Consider the following 26,760-nt stretch of genomic DNA (forward strand, 5'->3'; position numbering starts at 1 on the left):
CGGTGGAGCGCAGCATCGTCGGGTTCCGCCGGGACGAGGAAGGCCACTGGGTGGCGGAACTCGACTGCGGGCACGGCCAGCATGTGCGGCATGATCCGCCGTGGCAGTCGCGGCCATGGACTCAGAGCGAGCAGGGCCGCGCCGGCATGATCGGCAGGCGGGTGAACTGCCTGAAGTGCGACCGCAACGAGCCGCCAGCCGAGTGGGCAGGTAAGCCTGCTGAGCGGTAGCGGGGCGGCAAATGGACAAAGGGGCGGCGCGGCCGCTCCTTTTTCTTGGGGAAGCAGTTGAAAGACGATTTTTTTGCGCTGTTCGGCCTGCCCGCGCAGTACGGCGTCGACGAGGCCGCGCTGGATGCGGCGTACCGCACCGTGCAGTCGCAGGCGCATCCGGACCGCTTTGCCAGTGCGGGCGACGCCGAACGCCGTGTGGCCATGCAGTGGGCCGCGCATGCCAATGAAGCCTATCGTACGCTGCGCCAGCCGCTGCGGCGCGCGACCTACCTGCTGAAGCTGCGCGGCGTCGATGTGCAGGCCGAGAACAACACGGCCATGACGCCGGCCTTCCTGATGCAGCAGATGGAATGGCGCGAGGCGCTGCAGGAGGCGGTGGAAGCGCGTGACGTGGACCGGCTCGATGCGCTGCTGCGCAGCCTGCGCCAGGAAAAGCGCGAGCGCCACGCCGCGCTGGGTGCGCTGCTGGACGCCGGCGACAACGAGGCGGCCGGCGGCGCGGTACGGCAACTGATGTTCATCGAGAAGATCGAGCACGATACCAGCGAGGCCATCGACCGGCTGGAAGACTGACCGGCACGATTGCCGGGCCCGTGACACAATGGCGCCCGGCGCGAAATCCGCCCGCATGGCGGTTTCCCCTGCCGCACAAGACAGCGAAGAATTACCATGGCACTGCTCCAGATTTCCGAACCCGGCATGTCGCCGGCGCCCCACCAACGCCGCCTGGCGGTCGGCATCGACCTCGGCACCACCAACTCGCTGGTGGCCGCGGTACGCAGCAGCATCCCCGAAGTGCTGGGGGACGAGCGCGGCCGCGCGCTGCTGCCCTCGGTCGTGCGCTACCTGCCGGACCACACCACGCATATCGGCTACCGGGCCCAGGATGAGGCGGTGCGCGACCCGAAGAACACCATCGTCTCGGTCAAGCGCTTCATGGGCCGCGGCCTGCGCGACATCGCCAATATCGAGCACAGCCCGTACGACTTCGTCGACGCGCCTGGCATGCTGCAGATCAAGACCGTGGCCGGCGTGAAGAGCCCGGTCGAGATCTCGGCCGAGATCCTCGCCACGCTGCGCCAGCGCGCCGAGGATTCGCTCGGCGACGACCTGGTCGGCGCGGTCATCACCGTGCCTGCGTACTTCGACGAGGCCCAGCGCCAGGCGACCAAGGACGCCGCGCGCCTGGCCGGCCTGGAAGTGCTGCGCCTGCTCAACGAGCCGACCGCGGCGGCCATCGCCTATGGGCTGGACAATGCATCGGAAGGCATTTACGCGGTCTACGACCTGGGTGGCGGCACCTTCGATATTTCCGTGCTGAAGCTCACCCGCGGCGTGTTCGAAGTGATGGCCACGGGCGGCGACTCGGCGCTCGGCGGCGACGATTTCGACCAGCGCGTGCTGTGCTGGATCGTCGAGCAGGCCGGCCTGCAGCCGCTGTCGGCGCAGGACATGCGCCTGCTGATGGTGCGCGCGCGCGCCGCCAAGGAAGCGCTGTCGGAAGCGGACAGTACCGTGATCGATGCCGTGCTGGATTCCGGCGAGATCGTCCACCTGACGCTGACCGACGAAACCTTTGAGCAGATCACTGCCCATCTGGTGCAGAAAACGCTGGCGCCGGTGCGCAAGGTGCTGCGCGACGCCGGTGTGAGCCCCGACGAGGTCAAGGGCGTGGTGCTGGTTGGCGGCGCCACGCGCATGCCGTCGATCCGCAAGGCCGTGGGCGACTACTTCGGTCAGACCCCGCTGACCAACCTCGATCCGGACCGCGTGGTGGCGCTGGGCGCCGCGATGCAGGCCAACCTGCTGGCCGGCAACCATGCCCCGGGCGAAGACTGGCTGCTGCTCGACGTGATCCCGCTGTCGCTGGGCGTGGAGACCATGGGCGGCCTGGTCGAGAAGATCATCCCGCGCAACAGCACCATCCCGGTGGCGCGCGCGCAGGAATTCACCACCTTCAAGGATGGCCAGACCGCGATGGCGATCCATGTGCTGCAGGGCGAGCGCGAGCTGGCCAGCGACTGCCGCTCGCTGGCGCGCTTCGAGCTGCGCGGCATCCCGCCGATGGTGGCGGGCGCGGCACGCATCCGCGTGACCTACCAGGTCGACGCCGACGGGCTGCTGTCGGTGACCGCGCGCGAAACCCATTCGGGCGTGGAAGCGTCGGTCACGGTCAAGCCGTCGTACGGCCTGGCCGACGACGATATCGCGCGCATGCTGCAGGAGAGCTTCCGCGAAGCCGAGCACGACATGAAGAGCCGCGCGCTGGCGGAAGAGCGCGTCGAAGCCGACCGCCTGGCCGAGGCCACGCTGCGCGCGCTGGAAACCGACGGCGACCTGTTGTCGGCGGACGAGCGCGCCGCGGTCGAGGCGCTGGTGGCTTCGGTGCGCGAGATTGCCACCGGCGAAGACCACCACGCCATCCACGCCGCGGTGGAGAAGCTGTCGCACGGCACCGACGAATTCGCCGCACGCCGTATGGACCGCTCGATCAAGAGCGCGCTGGCGGGGCGCAAGGTGCAGGAGCTGGGCTGATCACCACGCCTGCACCGCATTACAGATACCAGGACACGAGATGCCACAGATCATAGTTTTGCCACACGTCGAATACTGCCCGGACGGGACGGTGATCGAAGCCGAGCAGGGCGTCAGCGTCTGCGACGCGCTGCTTTCCCACGGCATCGCGATCGAGCATGCGTGCGAGAAATCGTGCGCCTGCACCACCTGCCACGTGATCGTGCGCGAGGGCTTCAACTCGCTCAACGAGGCCGAGGAGAAGGAAGAAGACCTGCTCGACAAGGCCTGGGGGCTGGAGCCGAATTCGCGGCTCTCGTGCCAGGCCATCGTCGATGAGGACGACCTGACCATCGAGATCCCGAAGTACACCATCAACCACGCCAAGGAAGGCCACTGAGCGGCCGGCACTGACCTCAGCGGAGAAGAACCTCATGAAGTGGACCGATACCTACGCCATCGCGGCAGCCCTGTACGACAAGTATCCTGACGTCGATCCGGTCGGCGTGCGCTTTACCGACCTGCGCCGCTGGGTGCTGGAGCTCGACGGCTTTGCCGACGTGCCGGAACGCTCGGGCGAGAAGATCCTGGAGGCCATCCAGCAGGCCTGGATCCAGGAAGCGGAATAACTTCGCAGTATCGGGAGGAAGCAGAAAGGCCGGCCAGATGCCGGCCTTTCTGCTTTGGTGTTTCGCAAGAGCCTGGTCAGCCCCGCACCAGCGCGCCGTTCTCCATGTGCACGCGCTCGCCTACCTGCACTGCAGGATCCTGCTCGTAGGTGAAGCTGCGTTGACTGCCATCGTCCATGCGCACGCGGACTTCGTAATGCGTGTCCTTGCTGACCGCCTTCTCGATCTGGTTGCCGGCCACGCCGCCGCCCACCGCACCGACCACGGTGCCGACGATGCGGCCGTTGCCCTTGCCGACCTGGTTGCCCAGCAGGCCGCCGACCACGGCACCGCCTAGCGCGCCCAGGCCGCTGGTGTTGGGCTTCTGGGTCTGGATCGGGGTCACGGCGACCACGCGGCCGGCGTAGGGACTGCCCTTGGCGGCCTGGCGCTCGGTGTCGGCGCGCTGGCTGGCGCGCGGCTCGCTCTCGCGCTGCGCGGCCTGGCTTGCCGGGGCGGTGCGTGGTGCGGCTTGCGACGAACGGACGGCGTCCGGATTGGCCGAGCGCGGCTGGCCGTCATCGTAGACCGGTGGGCGCGTGGTGCTGCCCGGCGGGGGCGCAGTCTCCGCGGTGACTGGCAGCGGGCCTTGCGGACCTTGTTGCGTTTGCAGGTCAGGGTTGGCCTTGCTGATCGGCAGCACGCCGGTTACGGCGGCAACGGCGGTCAGGCTGGCGATCACCACGGCCACGGCTGCCGCGCCGATCAGCGGATGCAGCCGGCGTTGCGGCGGCAGCGGGGCAGGGGTGTGGTCTTGCGAGGTGGCTTGGCTCTGCATTGTTGTGGCTCCGGTGCGGCGAAGGCCGCGATGGGATGGAACCAGTGTGGCCGAAGCGGGTGGCGTTTTCCGTTTGTTTTTGTAAATATATGTAGGCGGAAAAGGCCTTTTGTATCAATGGGTTGGGTGTTGCTCGCGCTGCCTGTTGGCGGGATGGCTGTAACAATCGGGGGCCGCGCGACGCGATCTGGATGACCGCTGTGTGCTCCCTCTCCCGCTTGCGGGAGAGGGAGCACACCATCAGTCTTCCCGGCGCAGGTGCGGGAACAGGATGACGTCGCGGATATTGGGGCTGTCCGTCAGCAGCATCACCAGGCGGTCGATGCCGATACCGCAGCCGCCCGTCGGGGGCATGCCGTACTCCAGCGCGCGGATGTAGTCGGCGTCGAAGTACATCGCCTCCTCGTCGCCGGCGTCCTTCTGCTCGACCTGCTTGCGGAAACGATCAGCCTGGTCCTCGGCATCGTTCAGCTCCGAGAAGCCGTTGGCGATCTCGCGGCCGGTGATGAACAGCTCGAAGCGCTCGGTAATGCCCGGCACCGTGTCCGAGGCGCGCGCCAGCGGCGAGACCTCGACCGGGTAGTCGACGATGAAAGTCGGCTCCCACAGCTGGCTTTCAGCGGTTTCCTCGAACAGCACCAGTTGCAGTGTGCCCAGGCCGGCGTTGAGGAACTGCGGCGCGTTGGTGTTGACGCCGAACTTCTTCAGCTCGGTGCGCAGGAATTCCGAATCGGCCAGCTGCGCGTCGGTGTACTGCGGCGCGAACTTCTGGATCGCCTGGCAGATGGTCAGGCGGTGGAACGGCTTCGACAGGTCCAGCTCGCGGTCCTGGTAGGTCAGCACGGCGCTGCCGCGCGCATCGATGGCGGCCTTGCGGATCAGGTCCTCGGTGAAGTCCATCAGCCAGCGGTAGTCCGTGTAGGCCGCGTAGAACTCCATCATGGTGAACTCGGGGTTGTGGCGCGGGCTCACCCCTTCGTTGCGGAAGTTGCGGTTGATCTCGAACACCCGCTCGAAGCCGCCCACGACCAGGCGCTTCAGGTACAGCTCAGGCGCGATGCGCAGGAACATCTGCATGTCCAGCGCATTGTGGTGCGTGATAAAGGGCTTGGCCGCGGCGCCGCCCGGGATCGGGTGCAGCATCGGCGTTTCCACTTCCATGAAGCCTGCATCGGCCATATGGCGGCGCAGCGACGAGATCGCGTTGGTGCGGGCGCGGAAGGTGTTGCGCGTTTCCGGCGACACGATCAGGTCGACATAGCGCTGGCGGTACTTCATTTCCTGGTCGGCCAGGCCGTGGAACTTGTCCGGCAGCGGGCGCAGCGACTTGGACAGCAGGCGCAGCTCGCGCACCTGCACCGACAGCTCGCCCTTGTTGGTGCGGAACAGCTCGCCGCGGGCGCTGATGATGTCGCCCAGGTCCCAGTGCTTGAACGCGGCGTAGACTTCTTCGCCGACCTTGTCGCGCGTGATGTAGAACTGGATCTGGCCGCTGCCGTCCTGCACGGTGGCGAAGCTGGCCTTGCCCATCACGCGCTTGAGCATCATGCGGCCGGCGATGGACACCTCGACGGGGCTGGCTTCGAGCGCGGCCTGGTCGGTTTCGCCGTACTGCGCGTGCAGCGTGGCGGCCTGGTGGGTCGGGCGGAAATCGTTGGGGAAGGCCACGCCTTGCTGGCGCAGCGCGGCCAGTTTCTCGCGCCGCTCCGCGATGATCTTGTTCTCGTCGACGGCGGGCGTTTCTGCGGCGGCGGGCTTGGCCTGGGCGCGGTTCGGTTCAGTCATGGTGTCTGGTGGGATCGCGCGCGGCAGGCCGCGCGCGGATTCGTTATGGCTTCAGTAATTGCGGAGATCGTCCAGTTCGGTCGTACCGAAATCCGGACGATGCAGGTAGGCAACGATGCGGCCCGCGGTTTCCTCGGCGGAGGCCAGCTGCTGGTTCGCCTTCAGGTCGCGGAAGCGCTGCACCTGCGCGAAGTCGGCATTGCGGATCACGTCCTGCATGCCGGTGTCGATCACGCCCGGGGCCAGCGCCACCGCGCGCACCGTGCGCGGTGCTGCGGCCTGCGCGTATTCGGCGTTGACCGAGCGCATGAACATGTCGAGTCCCGCCTTGCTGGCGCAGTAGGCGCTCCAGCCCTCGACCGGGCGGCGCGCCGCGCCGGACGAGATCGCCAGCACCTTGCGCGGGCAGTCGAACTTTTCGGTGCGCTCCAGGAACGTCCCGGTCATCGTCATCGGCGCCGCCAGGTTGGTCAGCAGGTGTGGCACCAGCGTGCTTTCCTGCAGCCGCGAGACCGGGCCGATCGGCTCGACCACGCCCGCGTTCAGGATCAGCGTGGCGCTGGTCGGCGGCTGGTCGAGCGTGTCGAGCACGCTGGCCAGCCAGGTGGCGGCGGGGCCGGCCTGCGACAGGTCCTGCAGGTGCCACGCCACCGGCACGCCGCTCAGGGTGGCAATGCGCTCCAGCTCGTTGTTGCGGCTGCGCGCCACGCAGATCAGGCGGTTGCCCGGCACGAGCAGGGCATTGGTCAGTGCCGCGCCCAGCCCGCGCGAGGCGCCGGTGATGATGTACAGGTGATTGGCTTCGCTCATGGTGCCCCGGTCGGAAAGGCCGCCGTGCCGGTGTGGCGCGGGCGGCGGTACAGCGATGATCCAGCGATTGCGGTGATGTTGCTGTGCCGCCGCGGGCGCCACCGCCGCGCCGGAGGGCGCGGGGCGGGCGGCCCGGTTCGGCCTTACAGTCCCTGCTTGAGGCTGGCCTCGATGAACGGGTCCAGGTCGCCGTCCAGCACCTTTTGGGTGTTGGACATTTCCACGTTGGTGCGCAGGTCCTTGATGCGGCTCTGGTCCAGCACGTACGAGCGGATCTGGTGGCCCCAGCCCACGTCGGTCTTGCCGGCTTCGAGCTTGTCGGCCTCGGCCTGGCGCTTGCGCATCTCATGCTCGTACAGGCGCGACTTCAGCATCGACATGGCCTCGGCACGGTTGCGGTGCTGCGAGCGGTCGTTCTGGCACTGCACCACGATGCCGGTCGGGATGTGCGTGATCCGCACGGCCGAATCGGTCTTGTTGATGTGCTGGCCGCCGGCGCCCGAGGCGCGGTAGGTATCCACGCGCAGGTCGGCCGGGTTGACTTCCACTTCGAACGATTCGTCGACCTCGGGGTAGACGAACACCGACGAGAACGAGGTATGGCGCCCGCCCGACGAATCGAACGGCGACTTGCGCACCAGGCGGTGCACGCCCGTTTCCGTACGCAGGTAGCCGAAGGCATATTCGCCCTCGATCTTGATGGTCGCGCTCTTGATGCCGGCCACGTCGCCTTCGGACTCTTCCAGCACCTCGGCCTTGAAGCCCTTGCGCTCGCAGTACTTCAGGTACTGGCGCAGCAGCATCGAGGCCCAGTCGCACGCTTCGGTGCCGCCTGCGCCGGCCTGGATGTCGATAAAGGCGTTGGCCTGGTCCATCTCGCCCGAGAACATGCGGCGGAATTCCATGCCCGCGACGATCTCCTCGAAGCCCGTGACGTCGGCCTCGATCGCTTCGAGCGTGTCGTCGTCGCCTTCTTCCTTGGCGAGCTCGAACAGCTCCTCGGCGCCGCTAAGGTCGTCGGTGAGCTTGCCGAGGACGCTTACCACGCCCTCGAGTGCCTTCTTTTCCTTGCCGAGGTCCTGGGCCCGCTTGGGGTTGTTCCAGACGTCGGGGTCTTCCAGCAAGCCGTTGACTTCGTCCAGCCTTCCTACTTTGACATCGTAGTCAAAGATACCCCCGTAGATCTTCCGTCCGGGAACGGAGATCGGAGATGGCACCGGAGATGGCGTTGAGGCGTTCTGCTTCCATGATGTTCCTGCGCTTCGAAAACCCTGAATTATAGCGGATCAGGGCCCTGATCCGGGCGCGGATTCAGGGATTTGGGCCGGTTCGCGGGCCTTGGACGGCGAACGGAACGCGCCCGAAACGGTCTATCCGGCGGTGCCGGGCAGTGCACGCGGCGATAATACGCGTTAGCAAGCCGCCCCCGGCTAGACAACGAACAGGGACGAATGACGCAAACCAGACATGACATCGAGCCAGGCCGGCGCCGCGCGCTGGGCCTGCTGCTGGCCGCCGCGGCCATGGTCGCAGCGGGCTGCAGCACCTTGGACAGCGGCCCGGCGCCGGACGGTTTCTACCGCGTGGAGCGCGGCGACACGCTCTATTCGATCGCCCGCAAGCACCGCCGCAGCGTGCGCGACCTGACCCGCTGGAACCCCGACCTGGCGCGCCCCGAACAGATCGAGGTCGGCCAGCTGATCCGCGTGCGGCCGCCTGGCGCAAGCGCATCAGCGTCTAACGGCACCGGCCAGACCGTCACCGAGACCCCGCGCGTGGACAGCGGCTCGTCGAAGCCGCCCGCCAGCAGCATTCGCTTGCAATGGCCGGCCGACGGCCGCGTCACGGCCGGCTTCTCGCCTCCGGCCAGCAAGGGCCTGAGCATCGCCGTGCCCGCCAACGGCACGGTGCGTGCCGCTGCCGCCGGACGGGCCATCCATGTCGGCAACCTGCGCGGCTACGGCATGCTGGTGATCGTCAAGCACAACGACGACTGGCTGACCGTCTACGGCAACCTGGACCAGCCGCTGGTCAGCGAAGGCGCGCAGGTCTCCGCCGGCCAGGACGTAGGCCGCATGGGCGCGAGCCCGAGCGAGCTGCATTTCGAGGTGCGCGGCAACGGCAAGCCGGTCGATCCGGCCAACTACCTGCCGGCGCGGGGCTGAGCGCCCCCGGGGCAGGCTATTGCGCGTGCTCGATCACCAGTTGCACCCGCGTGACGCCGTTAAAGGTGTTGTTGTCGAGCCGGTAGGCCACCTGCGCACTGGCGCCGAGCGAGTCGGCGTGGTTGAACCAGATCGCGTCGAAGCGCTGGCTGCCGCGCCCGAGCTGCAGCTTCAGGTGCTTGCCCTTGAGCACGCTCTGGCGCAGCACGTCGAACTCGCCGCAGAAGGTCGGTGCCGGGAAGCCCTGGCCCCACACCTGCTGCTCCAGCAGCGTGACGAATTCCGGGCTGAAGCACTGGTCCTCGATATCGCCGTCGGTCTCTATCACGCGCGCGAGCTGGTCGTCGGTCAGCCATTCCTTGCCGATCGATTCGAACGCTTCCTGGAACTCGGCAAAGCGCTCGGCTCGCACGGTCAGGCCTGCCGCCATCGCGTGGCCGCCGAACTTGACCAGCATGCCGGGATGGCGCTTGGACACCAGGTCGAGGGCATCGCGCAGGTGGAAACCGGGGATCGAACGGCCTGAGCCCTTGATGGTGGCTTCGTCGCCCGGCGCGAAGGTGATGGTGGGGCGGTGGAACTTGTCCTTCAGCCGCGAAGCCACGATGCCGATCACGCCCTGGTGCCAGGTGTCGTTGAACACGCTGACGGTAAATCGCGCCGACGGGTCCGGGCCGGCCAGCGGCTGCTCCAGGATCTGCAGCGCCTCCTGCTGCATGCCGGCCTCGATATCGCGCCGCTCGCGGTTCATGCTGTCGAGCTCCTGGGCGATCTCCCAGGCGCGGTTGGCATCGTCGGTCAGCAGGCATTCGATGCCGAGCGACATGTCCGCCAGCCGCCCGGCCGCGTTCAGGCGCGGACCGAGTCCGAAGCCCAGGTCGAAGGTATTGGCGCGCGAGGCCTCGCGGCCCGCCGCGCGGAACAGCGCCGCCACGCCAGGCTGCATGCGCCCGGCGCGCATGCGACGCAGGCCCTGCGCGACCAGGATGCGGTTGTTGGTGTCGAGCTTGACCACGTCCGCCACGGTGCCCAGCGCCACCAGGTCCAGCAGCGTCTGCAGCGGCGGCTGGGTCGCCTGCGTGTAGACCCCGCGGTTGCGCAGCTCGGCGCGTAGCGCCAGCAGCACATAGAACATCACGCCCACGCCCGCCAGGTTCTTGCTGGGGAATTCGCAGCCGGGCTGGTTGGGGTTGACGATCACTGCGGCTTCCGGCAGCTCCGCGCCCGGCAAGTGGTGGTCGGTCACCACCACGTCGATGCCCAGCGCATTGGCCGCGGCCACGCCGTCGACGCTGGCGATGCCGTTATCCACCGTGACGATCACGTCCGGCTGCTGCTTCGCCGCCAGCGCCACGATTTCCGGCGTCAGGCCGTAGCCGTACTCGAAGCGGTTCGGCACGATGTACTCGACCCGCGCGCCCAGCATGCGCAGCCCGCGTACGCCCACCGCGCAGGCGGTGGCGCCGTCGCAGTCATAGTCGGCGACGATCAGCAGGCGCTTGCCGGCGGCGATGGCGTCGGTCAGGTAGGCGGCGGCGTGGCCGATGCCCTTCATCGCGGCAGGAGGCACCAGTTCAGGCAGATCGGTCGCCAGTTCGGCGGTGCGGGCCACGCCGCGCGCGGCCAGGATGCGGGCCAGCGTGGGATGCAGGCCGGCGGCGGCCAGCGAGCTGGCGTGTTCGGGGGAATATTGGCGGATGGCGATCCGGGTCATGGGCGGGGCAGGTGAGGTTTCGGGAGTCGGCCGGAGCGGGTCAGGCGGCGAAGGCGAGGTCGGACAGCAAGGCGCGCCAGTCGCCGCGCGAGCCCATGCCGCGCCAGAACTTGCGCAGGTCGGCGCGCCGCACGGTGAACTCGGCGAAGTGGTTCTCGCCGCCCAGCACCAGCGTCACCGAGCCGATCTGGCCGGCAGCGAGCGCGTCCAGCGCCGGGCCGAACCAGTCTGCGTCGAGCGCGTGCATGCGGTCCAGCCACAGACCCCAGTCTTCGAAGATATGCGCCTCGGTGGCGTGGTCGAGCATGGCCAGCACCGAGCCTTCCAGATCTGCCGCGCCGGCAAGGTCCGCCGGCACCGGCAGCACGCGGCTGCCGGCTGCCAGCGCCAGGCCGCCGAGGAAAGGATCGCCGCTGAGCACCGTGTCGGCCAGCCGTGGCACCGGCTGCAGCGTGCCGCCGCCATACAGCCAGACCGAGTTGACCGTCGGCTCGCCGGCGGCCTCGCGGGCCTGGTTGACCGGGTGGTCGTACCAGGTCATCTGGATTTCGTTCTGGATGCGGCGCCAGTCGCGAGCGCGCTCGCCGGCCTGCATCCAGATATCGATGTTGCGGCCGGCGGCGCGCAGTGGCGTGGTAGCCTCCAGCGGGCCGAACACCGCCTCGGGCAGGTACCAGCGCGACGGGCAGGGGGCTTCCAGCACGATGCCGGATTCCTGCAGCAGCCCGTCGATGGCGGCGTAAAGGGCGGCGGATTCCTCCGGGCGGATATTGAGCTGCGCCGGCGGCATCAGCACCAGATGGTCGCGCGCGGCGTGGATATGCACCGGCTGCAGACAGGCCCAGGCCTGGCCGTCCGCGGCTGCGGGGCCGGTCGCTCCGCTGTCGGCCAGTCGCATATAGGGCGCCAACGGCACCCGGCTGGTGTCCAGCCCCGCCTTGCCGGCCAGCCAGCGCTCTTGCGGCAGGCTGCGCAGGAAGGGGTCGTCGTGCCGCTCGCGCGGGCCGGGCTCGGCCCGGGTCAGCAACTTTCCGAGCGCGGGCAGCTCCAACTGCCGCAGCAGCGCGCCGGGTACGACATCGTCCCGGCCGTCGTCGCCGGCGCCTGGCGGGACGGAAAAGGGCACAATCAGGGTCAGGTGCGTCATCATGGTGGCGAGATTGTAAACTCCCGGCTGGCCCGCGCCACTCCCGCGAAACGCCGTTGCGTGACCGGGGCGACGCACGCCAGGGCGCGCAAGCGTGCCGCCAACGCCCCACCACCGGGCGCCGGCGATTTCCCGAAACAACAGGAATTCTCTTGAACTTTCCCTACGAATGGCAGATCGGCTGGCGATATACCCGCGCAAGCAAGCGCGCCAGCCGCAACACCTTCATTTCGTTCATCTCGATGATCTCGATGCTGGGGATCGCGCTCGGCGTGGCCGCGCTGATCGTGGTGCTGTCGGTGATGAACGGGTTCCAGAAGGAAGTGCGCGACCGCATGCTGTCGGTGCTGTCGCATATCGAAGTGATCGGCCCGTCGGCGCTGCCGGACTGGCAGCAGACCGCGGCCGAGGCGATGCAGAACAAGGAAGTGGTCGGTGCCGCGCCCTACGTGGCGGCACAGGCCATGCTGACTCGCGACGACGCCGTGCGCGGCGTGCTGCTGCGCGGCGTGGAGCCGTCGCAGGAGCCCAAGGTCTCGGACATCGGCAACCAGTTCAAGGCCGGCAGCATGAACGCGCTGGCGCCGGGCGAGTTCGGCATCGCGCTCGGCAATGAACTGGCCAACGCCATGGGCGTGCAGGTCGGCGACAAAGTCACGCTGGTGGCGCCACAGGGCACCATCACGCCGGCGGGCGTGCTGCCGCGGCTCAAGCAGTTCACCGTGACCGGCATTTTCTCGTCGGGCCACTTTGAGTTCGACAGCGCGCTGGCGCTGGTCAACATGCATGACGCCGAGACCCTGTTCCGCCTGAGTGGTCCCACCGGCGTGCGGCTGAAGCTGGATGACATGCAGCGCGCGCCGCAGGTCGCCCAGCAGCTCGCCGGCACGCTGTCGGGCGAGCTCTACCTGCGCGACTGGTCCAAGCAGAACCGCAACTGGTTCGCCGCGGTGCAGACCGAGAAGCGCATGATGTTCATCATCCTGACGCTGATCATCGCCGTGGCCGCGTTCAACCTGGTGTCGACGCTGGTGATGACCGTCACCGACAAGCAGGCCGATATCGCCATCCTGCGCACCATGGGCGCGCAGCCCCGCTCGATCATGAAGATCTTTATCGTGCAGGGCGTGGCCATCGGCTTTATCGGCACGGTGCTGGGCGTGGCCGGCGGCACGCTGATCGCCACCAATATCGACGTGATCGTGCCCTTTATCGAGCGCGTGCTGCAGGTCCAGTTCCTGCCGCGCGACATCTATTTCATCAGCGAATTGCCCTCGGATCCCCGCGTGAACGACATCGCCACCATCGGCATCATCTCCTTCGTGCTGGCCACGCTGGCCACGCTCTATCCCAGCTGGCGTGCTGCCCGCGTCAACCCGGCGGAGGCGCTGCGCTATGAGTGAGGCCGTGTTGCACGCAGATACCCCCACGCCAGCCACCGGGCAGCCGCGCACCGGCACGCCGGTGCTCGTGGCCGAAGGACTGACCAAGCGCTTCCGTCAGGGCGAACTCGACGTGGACGTGCTGCGCGGCGTGGACGTGCGCGTCGATGCGGGAGAGAAGGTCGCCATCGTGGGCGCGTCGGGCTCGGGCAAGAGCACGCTGTTGCATGTGCTGGGCGGGCTCGACAATCCCGACTCGGGCCGCGTCGCGCTGCTCGGCAAGCCCTTTACCGCGCTGCGCGAGCGCGAACGCAATGTGGTACGCAATCGCTCGCTGGGTTTCGTCTACCAGTTCCACCACCTGCTGCCGGAATTCACGGCGCTCGACAACGTGGCGATGCCGATGCGCATCCGCGGCCTGACCCAGCATGACGCGCGCGGCGTGGCGCAGGCGATGCTGGAGCGCGTGGGACTGGGCGGGCGCGCCAAGCACCGGCCCGGCGAGCTGTCAGGCGGTGAGCGCCAGCGCGTGGCCGTAGCCCGTGCGCTGGTGGGCCAGCCCGCCTGCGTGCTGGCCGACGAGCCCACCGGCAACCTCGACGACCACACTGCCGGCGGCGTCTATGACCTGATGCTGGAGCTGTCGCGCACGCTCGGCACCAGCTTTGTCATCGTCACCCACGACCTGGACCTGGCCGGACGCTGTGACCGCGTGCTGCGGCTGCGCGACGGCCACCTGCATCAGGAACGCTGAGCCGGCCCGCCCATGTGGATCGACACCCATTGCCACCTCGACGCCAGCGAGTTCGACGCCGACCGCCGCCAGGTGGCCGATGCGGCCGAAGCCGCCGGTGTGCGCGGCATCGTGGTGCCGGCGGTGGCGGTGTGGAATTTCGAGGCCGTGCGCGCGCTGTCGCGGCAGGATGCGCGCTGCGTCTATGCGCTCGGCATCCACCCGCTGTGCTCGCCCGGGGCGGGCCAGGCCGATGTGGACACGCTGCGGCGCGAAGTTGCGGCCAGCATGGGCGATCCGCGTTTTGTCGGCATCGGCGAGATCGGGCTCGATTTCTTCGTGGCCGGGCTCGATGCCGAACACCAGACCTGGCTCTACGCCGAGCAACTGAAGATCGCGCGCGAGTTCGACCTGCCGGTGCTGCTGCATGTGCGCAAGTCGCAGGACCAGGTCGGCGCGCAACTGCGCAAGCTGGGCGTCAAGCGCGGCATTGCGCATGCGTTCAACGGCAGCAACGAGCAGGCGCGGCGTTTTGTCGAGCAGGGGATGAAGCTGGGCTTTGGCGGCAACGTCACGTTCAGCCGCGCGCGGCAGATCCGCCGGCTGGCGGCGGAGTTGCCGCTGGAGGCGCTGGTGCTGGAAACCGATGCGCCCGACATTGCCCCGGCATGGCTGTCGGACGACCAGTTCGGCGAGCAGCACAAGTTCCGTAATACGCCGGCGGAGGTTGCGGGCGTGGCGCGCGTGATGGGCGAGCTGCGCGGCATCGATGCGCCCACGCTGGCGCAGGCGACATGGCGCAATGCCGTGGACGCGTTGCCGCGGCTGTCGGCGTTTGCCGAGAGCATGGCGCCGCGATTGGGCTGAAGCGCAGGGAGCCCATCGCACGCCGGTGGTTTGCTCCCCTCTCCCGCCTGCGGGAGTAGGGCCGGGGGTGAGGGCAGGCGCTGGAAGTAAAGTACCTCACCACATCCCGATCACTGGCATGCCATACAGATGCCAGTCACACATCTTCACTCCCTCCTGACAGCCTGACAACCATCCAGCCCCGCCGCGGCGGTACAACCCTCACTGTGCGAAACACACAGGAGCATGGTGGTGCGCAGATTCGTGCTGGCCTTCGTCGCAGGATGCTGGACACTGCAGCAGCAGGCAAGCTGCCGGCGCCGCATGCCTTGCGCGCGACCGCACTCGTGCTAGCACTGCTCGCTATCGGCATGATCATGCGTGGCTGGCGGCTGCATCCCGCACTTCGCAGCCTGGCGCTCGCCAGCCTGGCATTCGCCGCCGCGTTCAGTTGGACCGCCTGGCGCGCTGACCTGCGCATGCGCGACTGGCTGCCCGCGACGCTGGAATCGCGCGATCTCGACGTGCGCGGCGTGGTGTCTGGCCTGCCGGCGGAGACCACTGCCGGGACCCGCTTTGCCTTCACCGTCGAGCATGCCGGAGCAAACGTGCAATTGCCCACCCGCCTGATCGTCAACTGGCGCGGCGCGCCGCCCGACCTGCGCCCGGGTCAACGCTTCACGCTGACCGTACGCCGGCGGCGTCCGCGCGGGCTCGCTAATCCCTTTGGCTTCGACTACGCCTACTGGCTGCTGGCGCTGGGCTATGGCGCCACCGGCTATGTGCGCCGCGCGCAAGGGCCGCCGCAGGATGCGACCGGCGAACGCCTCGCATGGCGCATCCAAGCCCAACGCGCCGCCATGCGCGACCACCTGCGCGCGGCACTGCCACCCGATGCCCGCTTCGGCGCCGTGCTAGTCGCGCTGGTGATCGGCGACCAGCGCGGCATCGAGGCCGACGACTGGCAGCTGTTCCGGCGCACGGGCATCAGCCACCTGGTCGCCATTTCGGGGCTGCATATCACCATGATTGCCGGCATGGTGGCGTCGGCGGCGGCGCTGTTGTGGCGGCACTCGTTCGGTCTCGGCCGCTGGCTGCGCCGGCCGTTGCCGCTGTGGCTGCCGGCCCGTCAGGCGGCGCTGGTGGCTGCGGTGGCCAGTGCGCTGACTTATGGGCTGCTGGCCGGCATGCAGATTCCGGCGCTGCGTACTGTGGCGATGCTGTGCGTGGCGGCGATTGCGGTCTGGGGCGCACGCGCGCCGCCGGCATCGGTGGTGCTGGCCTGGGCGGCGCTGGTGGCGTTGCTGCTGGATCCGTGGGCGGTGATGTCGCCGGGCTTCTGGCTGTCCTTTGGTGCGGTGGCGGTGATCTTCTTCGCCGCGCGGCCCGGGCGCGATGCCGTGCAGGATGGACGTTGGCAACGCTTGCGGGCGACGCTGGCCGCCGCGGCGCACACCCAATGGGCCGTGACCATCGGGCTGGTGCCGCTGACGCTGCTGCTGTTCCGGCAGGTGTCGGTGGTATCCCCGTTCGCCAATGCGGTGGCGATCCCGGTCGTGAGCCTGCTGGTGACGCCACTGTCCCTGCTGGCGGCGGCCTTGCCGCTGGCGCTTGCCGTGCCCGTGCTGGTGGTCGCGCACCAGGCAATGGTGTGGCTGGCTGCGGCGCTGGCGTGGCTGTCCGCCTTGCCGTGGGCGATGTGGGAGGCGGCCAGCGCCGGACCTGTGCTGCTGCTGGCGGCGATGGGCGTGGCACTGCTGGTTGCGCCGGCCGCGACGGCTCGGGTGCGCCTGCACGGCGGCCTGCTGATGTTGCCGATGGTGCTGGCACGCGGCCCGCCGGTGCCGCATGGCGAGTTTCGGGCGGTGGTGCTGGACGTGGGGCAGGGCACCGCCGTGCTGGTGCAGACGCGCTCGCATGCGCTGCTGTACGACGCCGGACCCGGCTATGCATCGGGATCGAGTGCCGGGGCGCAGGTGGTCGTGCCGCTGTTGCGCGGCGCGGGCATTGGGCGGCTCGATCACCTGATGGTCAGCCATGAGGATGCCGACCATGCTGGCGGTGTGGCGGACGTGTCCGCTGCGGTGGCGGAGGTCGCGCGCAGCACCGGGGCGCCGGCAGGGCACGCGCTGCTCGGGCCAGAGCGCGAGGACTGTGGGCCGTGTGCGGCAGGCCAGCAATGGGCGTGGGACGGCGTGCGCTTCGCGGTGCTGCATCCGCTTGCCGGGCATGCTCAGCGTGCCGTGGTCGCCAGCAATGCGCGCAGCTGTGTGCTGCGCGTGGACACGGCGCGGCACAGCCTGCTGCTGACCGGCGATATCGGACTGGCGGAAGAGCGCGCGTTGATCGAGCGCTAGCCTGGCGCCGCGTTGCGAGCCGACGTGCTGGTGGTAGCGCACCATGGCAGCGGCACGTCCTCCGGTGCGGCCTGGCTGGACGCGGTGCGACCGCACGCGGCGGTGTTCCAGCTCGGCTATGCCAACCGCTATCGCCACCCGCAGGCAGACGTGTGGGAGCGCTACGGCCGCGCCGGCATCCTGCGCTATCGCACCGACGAAACCGGGGCGGTGACCATGACGACGTCGCCGGCGGGCTATGTGCTGTCCATGTTTCGGCAGGCTGAGCCACGCTACTGGCGGGCGCGGCCGCTGGCGCCGCGCTAGCCGGTCAGCCGGCCTTGCCGCGGCGCGTGCGGGTAGTGGGCTGCGCGGTATCGCGCTTGCGTGGTGGCGCTGCGGCAGCCGGATCTGCCGGGTCTTCCGTGGGCGCAGTCGCCGGCCTTGCGCGGCCTTTGGCGGGCGGTACCGCCCGTGCCGGCTCGGCGCCGGCGATGCGCCGTTCGCGCAGATGTGCCTTGGCGCGCTGCAGGCCGGCCGCGACCGTATCCGCGCGCTCCAGCGCCACGCCGGCGGCCAGCACGTCGCCCAGCACCAGGTGGCTGATGCGCGAGGTCATCGGCGTATAGACCTCGCTGTCTTCCTCGACGTCCGAGAACACGCACACGTCGGCCAGCCGCGCCAGCGGCGAGCCACTGTGGGTGATGGCCAGCACGCTGGCGCCGCTGCTGCGCGCCAGCGTGGCGGCGGTCAGCATGTCCCAGGTGCGGCCGCTGTTCGAGACCAGCACGGCCACGTCGCCAGGGCCGAGCAGCGCTGCCGACATGCTGAACACGTGCGGGTCGGAGTAGGCCACGGTCGGCATGCCCAGGCGGAAGAACTTGTGCTGGATATCCAGCGCGACGATGCCGGAGTTGCCGCAGCCATAGAACTCGATGCGGCGCGCGCTGGCCAGCAGTTGGATGCCATGTTCGATCTGGTCGGCCGACAGCGCATTGCGCACACTCATCAGCGTGGCGATGGTGCGGTCGAAGACTTTGCCGGCGATATCGGCAGGGCGGTCGTGCGCCTCCACGTCCTGGTGCACGAAGGGCGTGCCGCCGCCGACGTTTTGCGCAAACTGCAGCTTGAATTCGCGAAAGCCATCATACCCCAGCGCCGCGCAGAAGCGCGCGATGGTCGGCTGCGACACGCCGGCGCGCTCGGCCAGCTCGGGCATCGACAGCCGGATCACGGCGGCGCCGTGCCTGGCGACGTAGTCCGCCAGGCGGCGTTCGGAAGGGCGGAGCGTGTCGTAGACGGCAAGGATTCGGTCGCGCATGGCGGCGGGGTGTTAGCAAGCGGGTAGGAGATATGTAGATATTCTACATGGATTGGCGCGGCATCTTGCCCGAAACCCGGCAGGGTGCGCAGTCAGGGTTTGCCCGTATTCCGTGCATTCTCCGTGTACGGATGCGCAATTGTGACGCATGACCCCGTCGACGGCACGCTCTCGATCGGTATAATGTAGAAATTCTACATACGATGGCACAGCGCATGCTGCGCCGTCGCCAAGCCCACAAGGAACGTCTCCGCCATGCCCATCGCCGTCCATGCCGAGCTTCTGGCCGTCACCGAACAAATCGTCGAACGCAGCCGCGCCAGCCGCGCCGCCTACCTTGCCCGCTGCGAGCGCGCGCAGGCCGAGCTGGGTCCGCTGCGCGGCATGTCATGCGCTAACCTGGCCCATGGCTTTGCCGCGCTGCCGGCCAATGACAAGCTCAAGCTGCGCGTCGATCATGCGCCCAACCTGGGCATCGTCACCGCCTACAACGACATGCTGTCGGCGCACCAGCCCTACGAGCGCTATCCCGGCGTGATCCGCGAAGCGGCGCGCGCGGTCGGTGCGGTGGCGCAGGTGGCAGGCGGCGTGCCGGCGATGTGCGACGGCATCACGCAAGGCAATCCGGGCATGGAGCTGTCGCTGTTCTCGCGCGACGCGATCGCCATGGGCACCGCGGTCGCACTGTCGCACAACACCTTTGACGCGGCGCTGATGCTGGGCGTATGCGACAAGATCGTGCCGGGCCTGCTGATGGGCGCACTCCAGTTCGGCCACCTGCCGATGGTGTTCGTGCCGGCGGGGCCGATGGCCACCGGCCTGTCCAACAAGGAAAAGGCGCGCGTGCGCCAGCTCTATGCCACCGGCCAGGTGGGCCGCGACGCGCTGCTCGAGGCCGAATGCCAGGCCTACCACGGCGCCGGCACCTGCACCTTCTACGGCACCGCCAACAGCAACCAGTTCCTGATGGAAATCATGGGCCTGCACCTGCCGGGCGCGGCCTTCGTGCACCCGGACAGCGGCCTGCGCGACGCGCTGACGGCCGCCGCGGCGCAGCGGGCCATCGAACTGCGTGCGCGTGGCGACCAATACCTGCCGCTGGCGCGCATCGTCGACGAGCACGCGATCGCCAACGCGATGGTCGGCCTGCTGGCCACCGGCGGCTCCACCAACCACACCATCCACCTGGTGGCGATGGCGCGCGCGGCCGGGATCGTGATCGACTGGAACGACTTCGATCGCCTGTCGCGCATCACGCCGCTGCTGGCGCGCGTCTACCCGAACGGCTCGGCTGACGTGAACCACTTCCACGCCGCCGGCGGCGCCGGCCTGGTCATTCGCGAGCTGTTGCAGGCCGGGCTGCTGCACGAGGACGTGCAGACCGTGGCCGGCCCCGGCCTGGCGCGCTACACGCAGGAGCCGGTGATGACCGACGGCGTGCTGCGCTGGCGCGACGGCGCGGCGCAAACCGGCGACGAGCAGGTGGTGGCCAGCGCCGCGGCGCCGTTCTCGCCCGAGGGCGGGCTGCGGCTGATGCAGGGCAACCTGGGCCGCGGCGTGATCAAGGTGTCCGCGGTCGCGCCGGAGCACCGCGTGGTCGAGGCGCCGGTGCGGGTGTTCGATGCGCAGGAAGGGCTGCAGGCTGCCTTCGATGCCGGCGAGCTGACCGGCGACGTGGTCGCGGTGGTCCGCTTCCAGGGCCCCAACGCCAACGGCATGCCCGAGTTGCACCGGCTGACGCCCGTGCTGGGCGCGCTGCAGGACGCCGGCCACAAGGTGGCGCTGGTGACCGACGGCCGCATGTCCGGCGCGTCGGGCAAGGTGCCGGCGGTGATCCACGTCGGTCCGGAAGCGCTCGCCGGTGGTCCGCTGGCGCGCGTGCGCGACGGCGACCGCGTCCGCGTGGACGCCGTTGCCGGCACGCTGCAATGGCTGGGCGACGAGGCCGCGTTCGCGGCGCGGGAGCTGGCCGCGGCGCCGGCCGACGATTTTGCGCAGTTCAGCCTGGGGCGGGGCTTGTTCGGCCTGTTCCGGCGCCATGCCCGCATCGCGGAAGAGGGCGGCAGCGCACTCGACCTGTCCGAGGCGGATGCCGCCGCGGTTGCCAAAGCCGGCGCAAGCGGCAGCAAGCCTGCCGCCGCGGAGCAAACCGTCGCACAATAGCCAGGCCAGAGGCCGATTTTTCCCCCTGAAGTTTCCAGCGGGGCGGCAGCGCCCCCGGACGCCTTTGCGTCGCCGCAAGGACGTCAGGCTGGACAAGGACCGACAAGGATGGCCACACCATCCGATACCAAGACCGACGGAGCAGACATGATCTATATCCTGATGGGCGTTTCCGGCAGCGGCAAGACCACGGTCGGCCAGATGCTGGCGCAGCGCCTTGGCTGCGGCTTCCAAGACGCCGACGCGTTCCACGGTGAAGCCAACAAGGCCAAGATGCACGCGGGCATCCCGCTCACCGACGAGGACCGCTGGCCCTGGCTGGCGGCGATGCGTGCGGCCATCGACGCGGCTCGCGCCGAAGGCCGCACGCACGTGTTCACCTGCTCGGCGCTGCGCCAGGTGTACCGTGACCGGCTGACGCCGCCCGACGGCGGCGTGACCTTCGTCTTCATGAAGGGCGATGCGTCGCTGATCGGCCAGCGCCTGTCCGAGCGTACCGAGCACTTCTTTAACCCGGACCTGCTGCAGAGCCAGCTCGATACCCTCGAGGAACCGCGCGACGCGCTGGTGCTCGATATCCGCCAGTCCCCCGAGGCGCTGGTGGACACGATTCTGCAGGCCAACACAGCGCAGGGCGCCGGCGCGACGCGCTGAGGGCTGCACCGATCCTCCCGGGCTCCAAACGGCCGCCAGCCTCGCTGGCGGCCGTTTTTTACGTGCGCTGGCAGACATCTTGCTAGTTCACTTTCCGTGCCGGCCAGCGTCTGCCAGCTTGCGGCTTTCGCCGGCACAAGTATGCTGAAAGGGCCAGTGACTCGACAGCATCGCCGCGGCACCCCCGAACGGGCAGCGGCGGCGGGCTTGGGGCAGGACAGCCAGGGCAAAACCAGGGCGCCGGTAGCAGCGAGGAAGTGGCGGCACCGGAAGCCCGCGACATGGAGGAACGGCCATCATGGCGGGGCGGTATTTCGACGAGATGCTGGACTGGCGCACCGACGGGGCGCCCAAGGTCATCCAGGCAGGACAGGCATTGCCCGAAAGTGCGGTGCGTCAACACTACCGGCATTTCGCGGACTGGCTGGCGCGGCAGTCTGAAAGCACCATGGACAACAAGCGCGCAGAGGCGGACCTGATCTTCCGGCGCGTGGGGATTACCTTTGCCGTCTACGGCGACAAGGACGAAGCCAACAGCGGCACCGAGCGCACCATCCCGTTCGACGTGATCCCGCGCATCTTCCCGGCCAGCGAGTGGGCGCTGCTGGAAAAAGGCCTGCGCCAGCGCGTGGCGGCGCTGAACCGCTTTATCCACGACATCTACCACGGCCAGGACATCATCCGCGCCGGCGTGATCCCGCCCGACCAGATCTACAACAACGCCCAGTACCGGCCCGAGATGCTCGGCGTCGACGTGCCGCGCGACATCTACGCCCATGTGGCCGGCATCGACGTGGTGCGCGCCGGCGAGGGCGAGTTCTACGTGCTGGAAGACAACCTGCGCGTGCCTTCGGGCGTGTCGTACATGCTGGAAAACCGCAAGATGATGATGCGGTTGTTCCCGGACTTGTTCGCTCGCAACCGTGTGGCGCCGGTGGCGCACTACCCGGACCTGCTGCTCGACATGCTGCGTGGCGTCTCGCCGCAGGCCATCGCCGATCCCACCGTGGTGGTGCTGACCCCCGGCATGTACAACTCGGCCTACTTCGAGCATGCCTTCCTGGCACAGCAGATGGGGGTGGAGCTGGTGGAAGGCAGCGACCTCTTCGTCGAGGACGACCACCTGTTCATGCGCACCACGCAGGGCCCGCAGCGCATCGACGTGATCTACCGCCGCGTCGACGACGACTTCCTCGATCCGCTGGTGTTCCGGCCCGATTCCGCGCTGGGCGCGGCGGGGCTGCTGTCGGTCTACCGTGCCGGCAACGTGACCATCTGCAATGCGATCGGAACCGGCGTGGCCGACGACAAGTCGATCTATCCGTACGTGCCGGACATGATCCGCTTCTACCTGGGCGAGGAGGCCATCCTCAGCAACGTGCCGACCTATATGTGCCGGCGCCCGGACGACCTGCAGTACGTGATGGACCACATGGACGAACTGGTGGTGAAGGAAACCCACGGTGCCGGCGGCTACGGCATGCTGGTGGGGCCGGCCGCCACGCGCGCGGAGATCGACGCTTTCCGCGAGGTGGTGAAGTCGCGGCCGGAGCAGTACATCGCGCAGCCGACGCTGGCGCTGTCGACCTGCCCGACCTATGTGGAGGCCGGCATCGCGCCGCGCCATATCGACCTGCGGCCGTTCGTGCTGTCGGGCAAGGAAGTGCGCATGGTGCCCGGCGGGCTGACCCGCGTGGCGCTGCGCGAAGGCTCGCTGGTGGTCAATTCCTCGCAAGGGGGCGGCACCAAGGATACCTGGGTGCTGGAACGATGACGACGACAACCAACCACGTGATGAACACTGCCGCCGCCATGCGAGGAGAGTCGATATGCTGAGCCGTACCGCCGACCACCTGTTCTGGATGGCCCGCTATACCGAGCGCGCGGAGAACACCGCCCGCATGCTCGACGTCAACTATCAGACCTCGCTGTTGCCGCAATCGGCCGAGGTGGCCGAGCAGGGCTGGTGGGCCATGCTCGATATCTCCGAGCTGACGCAAGCCTTCGACCACAAGTACGGGCTGCTGTCGCGCGACGACGTGATCGACTTCATGGTGCGCGACATGACCAACGCCTCGTCGATCATGAGTTGCCTGCGCGCGGCGCGCGAGAATGCGCGCGCGGTGCGCGGCTCGCTGACCACCGAGGTATGGGAGACGGTCAACACCACCTGGCTGGAGGTGCAGCGCATGATCGCAGACGGCGTGTTGAAGGAGGACCCGTCGGCGTTCTTCGAGTGGGTCAAGTTCCGCTCGCACCTGGCGCGCGGCGTGCAGTTCGGCACCATGCTCAAGGATGACGCCTTCCACTTCATGCGGCTGGGCACCTTCCTGGAGCGCGCCGACAACACCGCGCGGATCCTCGACGTCAAGTTCCAGGCCTCGGCCAGCGACGACAGCGACGTTCACCGCGACCCCAGCCGCGACCAGAACGACTTCTACCACTGGGCCGCGGTGCTGCGCTCGGTATCGGGCTTCGAGGTCTACCGCAAGGTCTATCGTGCGGTGATCACGCCGCAGCGCGTGGCCGAGCTGCTGATCCTGCGTCCGGACATGCCGCGCTCGCTAGTATCGAGCATGGACGAGGTTGTGGCGATCCTCGGCACGGTGCACAACCAGCAGTCGGCGGAAACCGAGCGCCAGGCTGGTAAACTCCACGCCGACCTGAAGTACGCGCGGATCGACGATATCTTTGCCGTCGGCCTGCATGCGTACCTGACCAGCTTCCTGGAGCGCATCGGCGATCTCGGCAATGGCATCAGCCGGGACTTCCTTGTGCCGCTGCAGGCGGCCTGACGTGGGCCTGCCGGCGGCGCCACCATGTGCTGCCGCCGCCGCGCCGCGCCCTGATACCGTGAAATACAAGATCCACCACCATACTGTCTACCGCTACGCCGAGCCGGTGCGCCGCAGCGTGCACGAGGTGCGGCTCGAGCCGCGCTCGGGCCCGCTGCAGACCGTGCACCGCTGGCAACTGGCCACGCCCGGCAACCCGTCGGCGGCACGCGACGGCTTCGGCAATATCGTGCACAACTTCACCGTCGCCGGGCCCACCAGCACCATCTCCATCGAGGCCAGCGGTGAGGTGGAAGTCCTGCCGCCGCATGGCGACCTCGACCGCGACGGCCATCACGCGTTCTGCGATGTGCCGCCCCCCGGCGAGTCGCGGGTGTCGCCGCTGTACTTCCTCGGCAGCACGCCGCTGACCACGGCGCCACCGGAAATGCAGGCGTTCGCCGCGCCGTTCCTGACCGCCGGCCATGACATCCCGGCGCTGCTGGCGCTGGCCCAGGGCATTGCCGAGCGGGTGCGCTACAAGCCCAATACCACCGATGTCGGCACCTCGGCGGCCGAGGCCTTCAGCCTGGGCAGCGGCGTGTGCCAGGACCAGGCGCAGGTGATGGTGGCGGCGTGCCGGGCGCTGGGCATCCCGGCGCGCTATGTGAGCGGATACTTCTACGATCCGGCCGCCACCGAAATGGCGAGCCATGCCTGGGCGGATGTAAGCCTGGATGCCGAACGCGAACTGTGGTGCAGTATTGACGTCACGCACGGATGCGTGACCGATGAGCGCCATGTGCGCCTTGCGGTGGGGCGCGACTACCAGTCCGCCGCACCAGTCCGGGGCATTCTTGAGGGAGGCTCCGGCGAAACGCTGGAGGTAAATGTCAGTATCACGCCACTTCCGGCCGAGGACTGAGCGCAGTTGTGCCAATTAGGTGCTTGATTCCAGACAGGGCCCGATGCCGAGGCACCGGCGCTAGAATCCGGGGTAATGCAGCCCACCGGCCCCCGTCGAACCCTTCAGGGGCCGCCGTGAAGAACAACACAACAAGACCATGACGTATTGTGTAGCCATGCGGCTGGATGCCGGCCTGGTATTCCTGTCCGACTCCCGCACCAATGCCGGAGTAGACGCCATTTCGACGGCGCGCAAGATGACGGTGTTCGAGGAACCCGGCGACCGCGTGATGGTGCTGCTGACCGCCGGCAACCTGGCCATCAGCCAGTCGGTGCGCCAGATCCTGGCCGAGAACCATGACGAGAAGCGTTCGCTGTGGACCGCGCGCGACATGTTCGAGGCCGCCTCCATCGTCGGCGAGGCCGTGCGCCAGGTGCACAAGCGCGATGCGCACGCATTGCGCGACGCCGGCATCGAATTCAATGTCAGCCTGGTCTTCGGCGGCCAGATCCGCGGCGAGCGGGTGCGGCTGTTCAACATCTACGCGGCCGGCAACTTTGTCGAGGCCACGCCCGAGAACTGCTACTTCCAGATCGGCGAGGCCAAGTACGGCAAGCCCATCATCGACCGCGTGGTGCACCCGTCGCTGCCGCTGGGCGAGGCCGCCAAATGCGCGCTGATCTCGATGGACTCGACCCTCAAGTCCAATATCTCGGTCGGGCTGCCGCTGGACCTGCTGGTCTACGAGGCCGATTCGCTGCGCGTCACGCGCTTCGTCAACATCGACGAGCGCAACACCTACTTCCGCATGATCCGCGACACCTGGGGGCACCGCCTGCGCCAGGTCTTCGGCGAGATCCAGAACCCGGAATGGAATCCCACCGAGCCGGCGGAATTCCCTCTGGCGCGCGCCGGCGAGCCGGACTGCTGGGGCCAGCCGGTACGCGCCAGGCGCAATCCTGCGCGCACCCAGGAATAGGCGGCGGAGCGGCGATGCGCGAGATCATCCATTTTTCCCATGCCAACGGCTTCCCGGTGACCACCTACCGCAAGCTGTTCGCGGAGCTGGAAGACGACTTCGAGTTCCGCGCGGTGGACCGCTATGGACACAAGCCCCAGTTCCCGGTCACGCGCGGCTGGCCGCACCTGGTGGAGGAGCTGCTGGGCGAGATCGACCGCCAGTACCATGAGCCGGTCTGGCTGGTGGGGCATTCGCTGGGCGGCTTCCTGTCGCTGATGGCGGCGCTGCGCCGCCCCGGGCAGGTGCGCGGCGTGGTGATGCTGGATTCGCCGATCATCGCCGGCTGGCGCGCTTCGTTGCTGAAGACCGCGCAATGGCTGGGCGTGGACGAGAAACCGGGTCCGGCCGCGGTGACCAAGAACCGCCGCACCCACTGGCCCGATGCCGAGGCGGTGTGGGAGCACTTCCGCTCCAAGCCGAACTTCGCGGTGTGGGACGAGGAAGTGCTGCGCGACTACGCCATCCACGGCACCGAGCCCACCGGCAAGGACAAGGAGCGCCGGTTGCGCTTCAATCGCGAAGTCGAGTACTGGATCTACCGCACGCTGCCCACCGGCCTGGGGCGCAAGGTGTCGCGCGGCGCGCCGGTGCCGGTGGGATTCGTCGCCGGCACGCGCTCGCGCGAAGTCCGCCAGGCCGGGTTGGGGGCTACCCGCAAGCTGGTGGGGCCGAACCTGCGCTTTATCGAGGGCGGCCACCTGTACCCGATGGAGCGGCCGCTGGAGACCGCGCAGCTGGTACAGGACCTGATCGGGGCGATGCGCCGCGACGGACGCTGACCCCCCCAGGCGGCGCATGCGCCGCAGGAC

The 26,760-nt window shown here is 68.5% G+C and carries 25 protein-coding genes; 18 read left to right on the forward strand and 7 right to left on the reverse strand.

Annotation, left to right across the window (positions count from 1 at the left end; genetic code table 11):
* The first annotated feature begins 2 nt into the window (after nt 1-2).
* The 5 genes from AC10V3_RS05465 (at nt 3) to iscX (ending at nt 3,376) form a co-directional block, all read left to right on the forward strand.
* Complete coding sequence (locus AC10V3_RS05465) at nt 3-230, forward strand: DUF3565 domain-containing protein (protein ID WP_022534168.1); 228 nt, start codon at nt 3-5, stop codon at nt 228-230.
* 57 nt (nt 231-287) lie between these two features.
* On the forward strand, nt 288-806 hold the full coding sequence (gene hscB / locus AC10V3_RS05470; RefSeq protein ID WP_022534169.1) for a Fe-S protein assembly co-chaperone HscB: 519 nt from the start codon (nt 288-290) through the stop codon (nt 804-806).
* Nucleotides 807-902: 96 nt separating this feature from the next.
* On the forward strand, nt 903-2,768 hold the full coding sequence (hscA, locus tag AC10V3_RS05475) for a Fe-S protein assembly chaperone HscA (protein ID WP_490923223.1): 1,866 nt from the start codon (nt 903-905) through the stop codon (nt 2,766-2,768).
* A 40-nt stretch (nt 2,769-2,808) separates the two neighbouring features.
* The gene (gene fdx / locus AC10V3_RS05480) at nt 2,809-3,147 is read left to right on the forward strand and encodes an ISC system 2Fe-2S type ferredoxin (protein WP_022534171.1); all 339 of its coding nucleotides are present in this window, start codon (nt 2,809-2,811) and stop codon (nt 3,145-3,147) included.
* A gap of 34 nt (nt 3,148-3,181) precedes the next feature.
* On the forward strand, nt 3,182-3,376 hold the full coding sequence (gene iscX, locus AC10V3_RS05485; RefSeq protein WP_022534172.1) for a Fe-S cluster assembly protein IscX: 195 nt from the start codon (nt 3,182-3,184) through the stop codon (nt 3,374-3,376).
* A 76-nt stretch (nt 3,377-3,452) separates the two neighbouring features.
* Here the strand turns inward: iscX and AC10V3_RS05490 are convergent, their stop codons facing one another.
* The 4 genes from AC10V3_RS05490 to prfB all read right to left on the reverse strand — a co-directional run bounded on the left by AC10V3_RS05490 (nt 3,453) and on the right by prfB (nt 8,036).
* The gene (locus AC10V3_RS05490) at nt 3,453-4,193 is read right to left on the reverse strand and encodes a glycine zipper 2TM domain-containing protein (RefSeq protein ID WP_022534173.1); all 741 of its coding nucleotides are present in this window, start codon (nt 4,191-4,193) and stop codon (nt 3,453-3,455) included.
* Nucleotides 4,194-4,433: 240 nt separating this feature from the next.
* Entirely contained in the window at nt 4,434-5,978 is a 1,545-nt protein-coding gene (lysS, locus tag AC10V3_RS05495) for a lysine--tRNA ligase (RefSeq protein WP_022534174.1), read from the reverse strand.
* A 51-nt stretch (nt 5,979-6,029) separates the two neighbouring features.
* Nucleotides 6,030-6,788 (reverse strand): SDR family oxidoreductase, encoded by a 759-nt coding sequence (locus AC10V3_RS05500; protein WP_022534175.1) that lies wholly within the window; start codon nt 6,786-6,788, stop codon nt 6,030-6,032.
* Nucleotides 6,789-6,931: 143 nt separating this feature from the next.
* A protein-coding gene (gene prfB, locus AC10V3_RS05505) for a peptide chain release factor 2 (RefSeq protein WP_349609420.1) occupies nt 6,932-8,036 on the reverse strand; the annotation gives its coding sequence in 2 pieces (ribosomal slippage) (nt 6,932-7,954 and nt 7,956-8,036; 1,104 coding nt in all).
* Nucleotides 8,037-8,239: 203 nt separating this feature from the next.
* Between prfB and AC10V3_RS05510 the strand changes: the two genes are divergently transcribed.
* The gene (locus AC10V3_RS05510; RefSeq protein ID WP_022534177.1) at nt 8,240-8,953 is read left to right on the forward strand and encodes a peptidoglycan DD-metalloendopeptidase family protein; all 714 of its coding nucleotides are present in this window, start codon (nt 8,240-8,242) and stop codon (nt 8,951-8,953) included.
* A 16-nt stretch (nt 8,954-8,969) separates the two neighbouring features.
* On the opposite strand, the gene recJ is transcribed toward AC10V3_RS05510, so the two are convergent.
* Both recJ and AC10V3_RS05520 read right to left on the reverse strand, forming a co-directional pair.
* On the reverse strand, nt 8,970-10,667 hold the full coding sequence (gene recJ, locus AC10V3_RS05515; protein WP_022534178.1) for a single-stranded-DNA-specific exonuclease RecJ: 1,698 nt from the start codon (nt 10,665-10,667) through the stop codon (nt 8,970-8,972).
* Between the two features lie 40 nt (nt 10,668-10,707).
* Nucleotides 10,708-11,817: a hypothetical protein gene (locus AC10V3_RS05520; protein ID WP_022534179.1), complete on the reverse strand. Its 1,110-nt coding sequence runs from the start codon at nt 11,815-11,817 to the stop codon at nt 10,708-10,710.
* Between the two features lie 149 nt (nt 11,818-11,966).
* Here AC10V3_RS05520 and AC10V3_RS05525 point away from each other — a divergent pair, with 149 nt between their 5' ends.
* The 5 genes from AC10V3_RS05525 (at nt 11,967) to AC10V3_RS05545 (ending at nt 17,438) form a co-directional block, all read left to right on the forward strand.
* Entirely contained in the window at nt 11,967-13,217 is a 1,251-nt protein-coding gene (locus tag AC10V3_RS05525) for a lipoprotein-releasing ABC transporter permease subunit (protein ID WP_022534180.1), read from the forward strand.
* The gene (gene lolD / locus AC10V3_RS05530; protein ID WP_022534181.1) at nt 13,210-13,950 is read left to right on the forward strand and encodes a lipoprotein-releasing ABC transporter ATP-binding protein LolD; all 741 of its coding nucleotides are present in this window, start codon (nt 13,210-13,212) and stop codon (nt 13,948-13,950) included. Before AC10V3_RS05525 ends, lolD begins: the two co-directional genes overlap by 8 nt.
* 12 nt (nt 13,951-13,962) lie before the next feature.
* Nucleotides 13,963-14,796, forward strand: coding sequence for a TatD family hydrolase (locus AC10V3_RS05535; protein WP_022534182.1), 834 nt, complete (start codon nt 13,963-13,965; stop codon nt 14,794-14,796).
* 263 nt (nt 14,797-15,059) lie between these two features.
* Nucleotides 15,060-17,132 carry a DNA internalization-related competence protein ComEC/Rec2 gene (locus AC10V3_RS05540; protein ID WP_490923226.1) on the forward strand — a complete coding sequence of 691 codons (2,073 nt, stop codon included), beginning with the start codon at nt 15,060-15,062 and terminating at the stop codon, nt 17,130-17,132.
* A gap of 12 nt (nt 17,133-17,144) precedes the next feature.
* Nucleotides 17,145-17,438, forward strand: a complete 294-nt coding sequence (locus AC10V3_RS05545; protein WP_490923228.1) for a ComEC/Rec2 family competence protein — start codon at nt 17,145-17,147, stop codon at nt 17,436-17,438.
* A gap of 4 nt (nt 17,439-17,442) precedes the next feature.
* On the opposite strand, the gene AC10V3_RS05550 is transcribed toward AC10V3_RS05545, so the two are convergent.
* Nucleotides 17,443-18,432, reverse strand: a complete 990-nt coding sequence (locus AC10V3_RS05550; protein ID WP_022534184.1) for a MurR/RpiR family transcriptional regulator — start codon at nt 18,430-18,432, stop codon at nt 17,443-17,445.
* A gap of 255 nt (nt 18,433-18,687) precedes the next feature.
* Between AC10V3_RS05550 and edd the strand changes: the two genes are divergently transcribed.
* From edd to AC10V3_RS05585, 7 genes are all read left to right on the forward strand, one after another.
* Nucleotides 18,688-20,595 (forward strand): phosphogluconate dehydratase, encoded by a 1,908-nt coding sequence (gene edd, locus AC10V3_RS05555; protein WP_022534185.1) that lies wholly within the window; start codon nt 18,688-18,690, stop codon nt 20,593-20,595.
* Nucleotides 20,596-20,742: 147 nt separating this feature from the next.
* A complete protein-coding gene (locus AC10V3_RS05560) occupies nt 20,743-21,249 on the forward strand; it encodes a gluconokinase (protein ID WP_490923662.1) in 507 nt (168 codons plus the stop codon).
* Between the two features lie 298 nt (nt 21,250-21,547).
* On the forward strand, nt 21,548-23,023 hold the full coding sequence (locus AC10V3_RS05565; RefSeq protein WP_490923230.1) for a circularly permuted type 2 ATP-grasp protein: 1,476 nt from the start codon (nt 21,548-21,550) through the stop codon (nt 23,021-23,023).
* A 55-nt stretch (nt 23,024-23,078) separates the two neighbouring features.
* On the forward strand, nt 23,079-24,044 hold the full coding sequence (locus AC10V3_RS05570) for an alpha-E domain-containing protein (protein ID WP_022534188.1): 966 nt from the start codon (nt 23,079-23,081) through the stop codon (nt 24,042-24,044).
* A gap of 58 nt (nt 24,045-24,102) precedes the next feature.
* The gene (locus AC10V3_RS05575) at nt 24,103-24,948 is read left to right on the forward strand and encodes a transglutaminase family protein (RefSeq protein WP_490923232.1); all 846 of its coding nucleotides are present in this window, start codon (nt 24,103-24,105) and stop codon (nt 24,946-24,948) included.
* Nucleotides 24,949-25,087: 139 nt separating this feature from the next.
* Nucleotides 25,088-25,909: a proteasome-type protease gene (locus AC10V3_RS05580; RefSeq protein WP_022534190.1), complete on the forward strand. Its 822-nt coding sequence runs from the start codon at nt 25,088-25,090 to the stop codon at nt 25,907-25,909.
* Nucleotides 25,910-25,923: 14 nt separating this feature from the next.
* A complete protein-coding gene (locus AC10V3_RS05585) occupies nt 25,924-26,730 on the forward strand; it encodes an alpha/beta fold hydrolase (protein WP_490923234.1) in 807 nt (268 codons plus the stop codon).
* Nucleotides 26,731-26,760 lie beyond the last annotated feature (30 nt).

The sequence above is a fragment of the Cupriavidus sp. PB-02 genome (assembly GCF_058252315.1).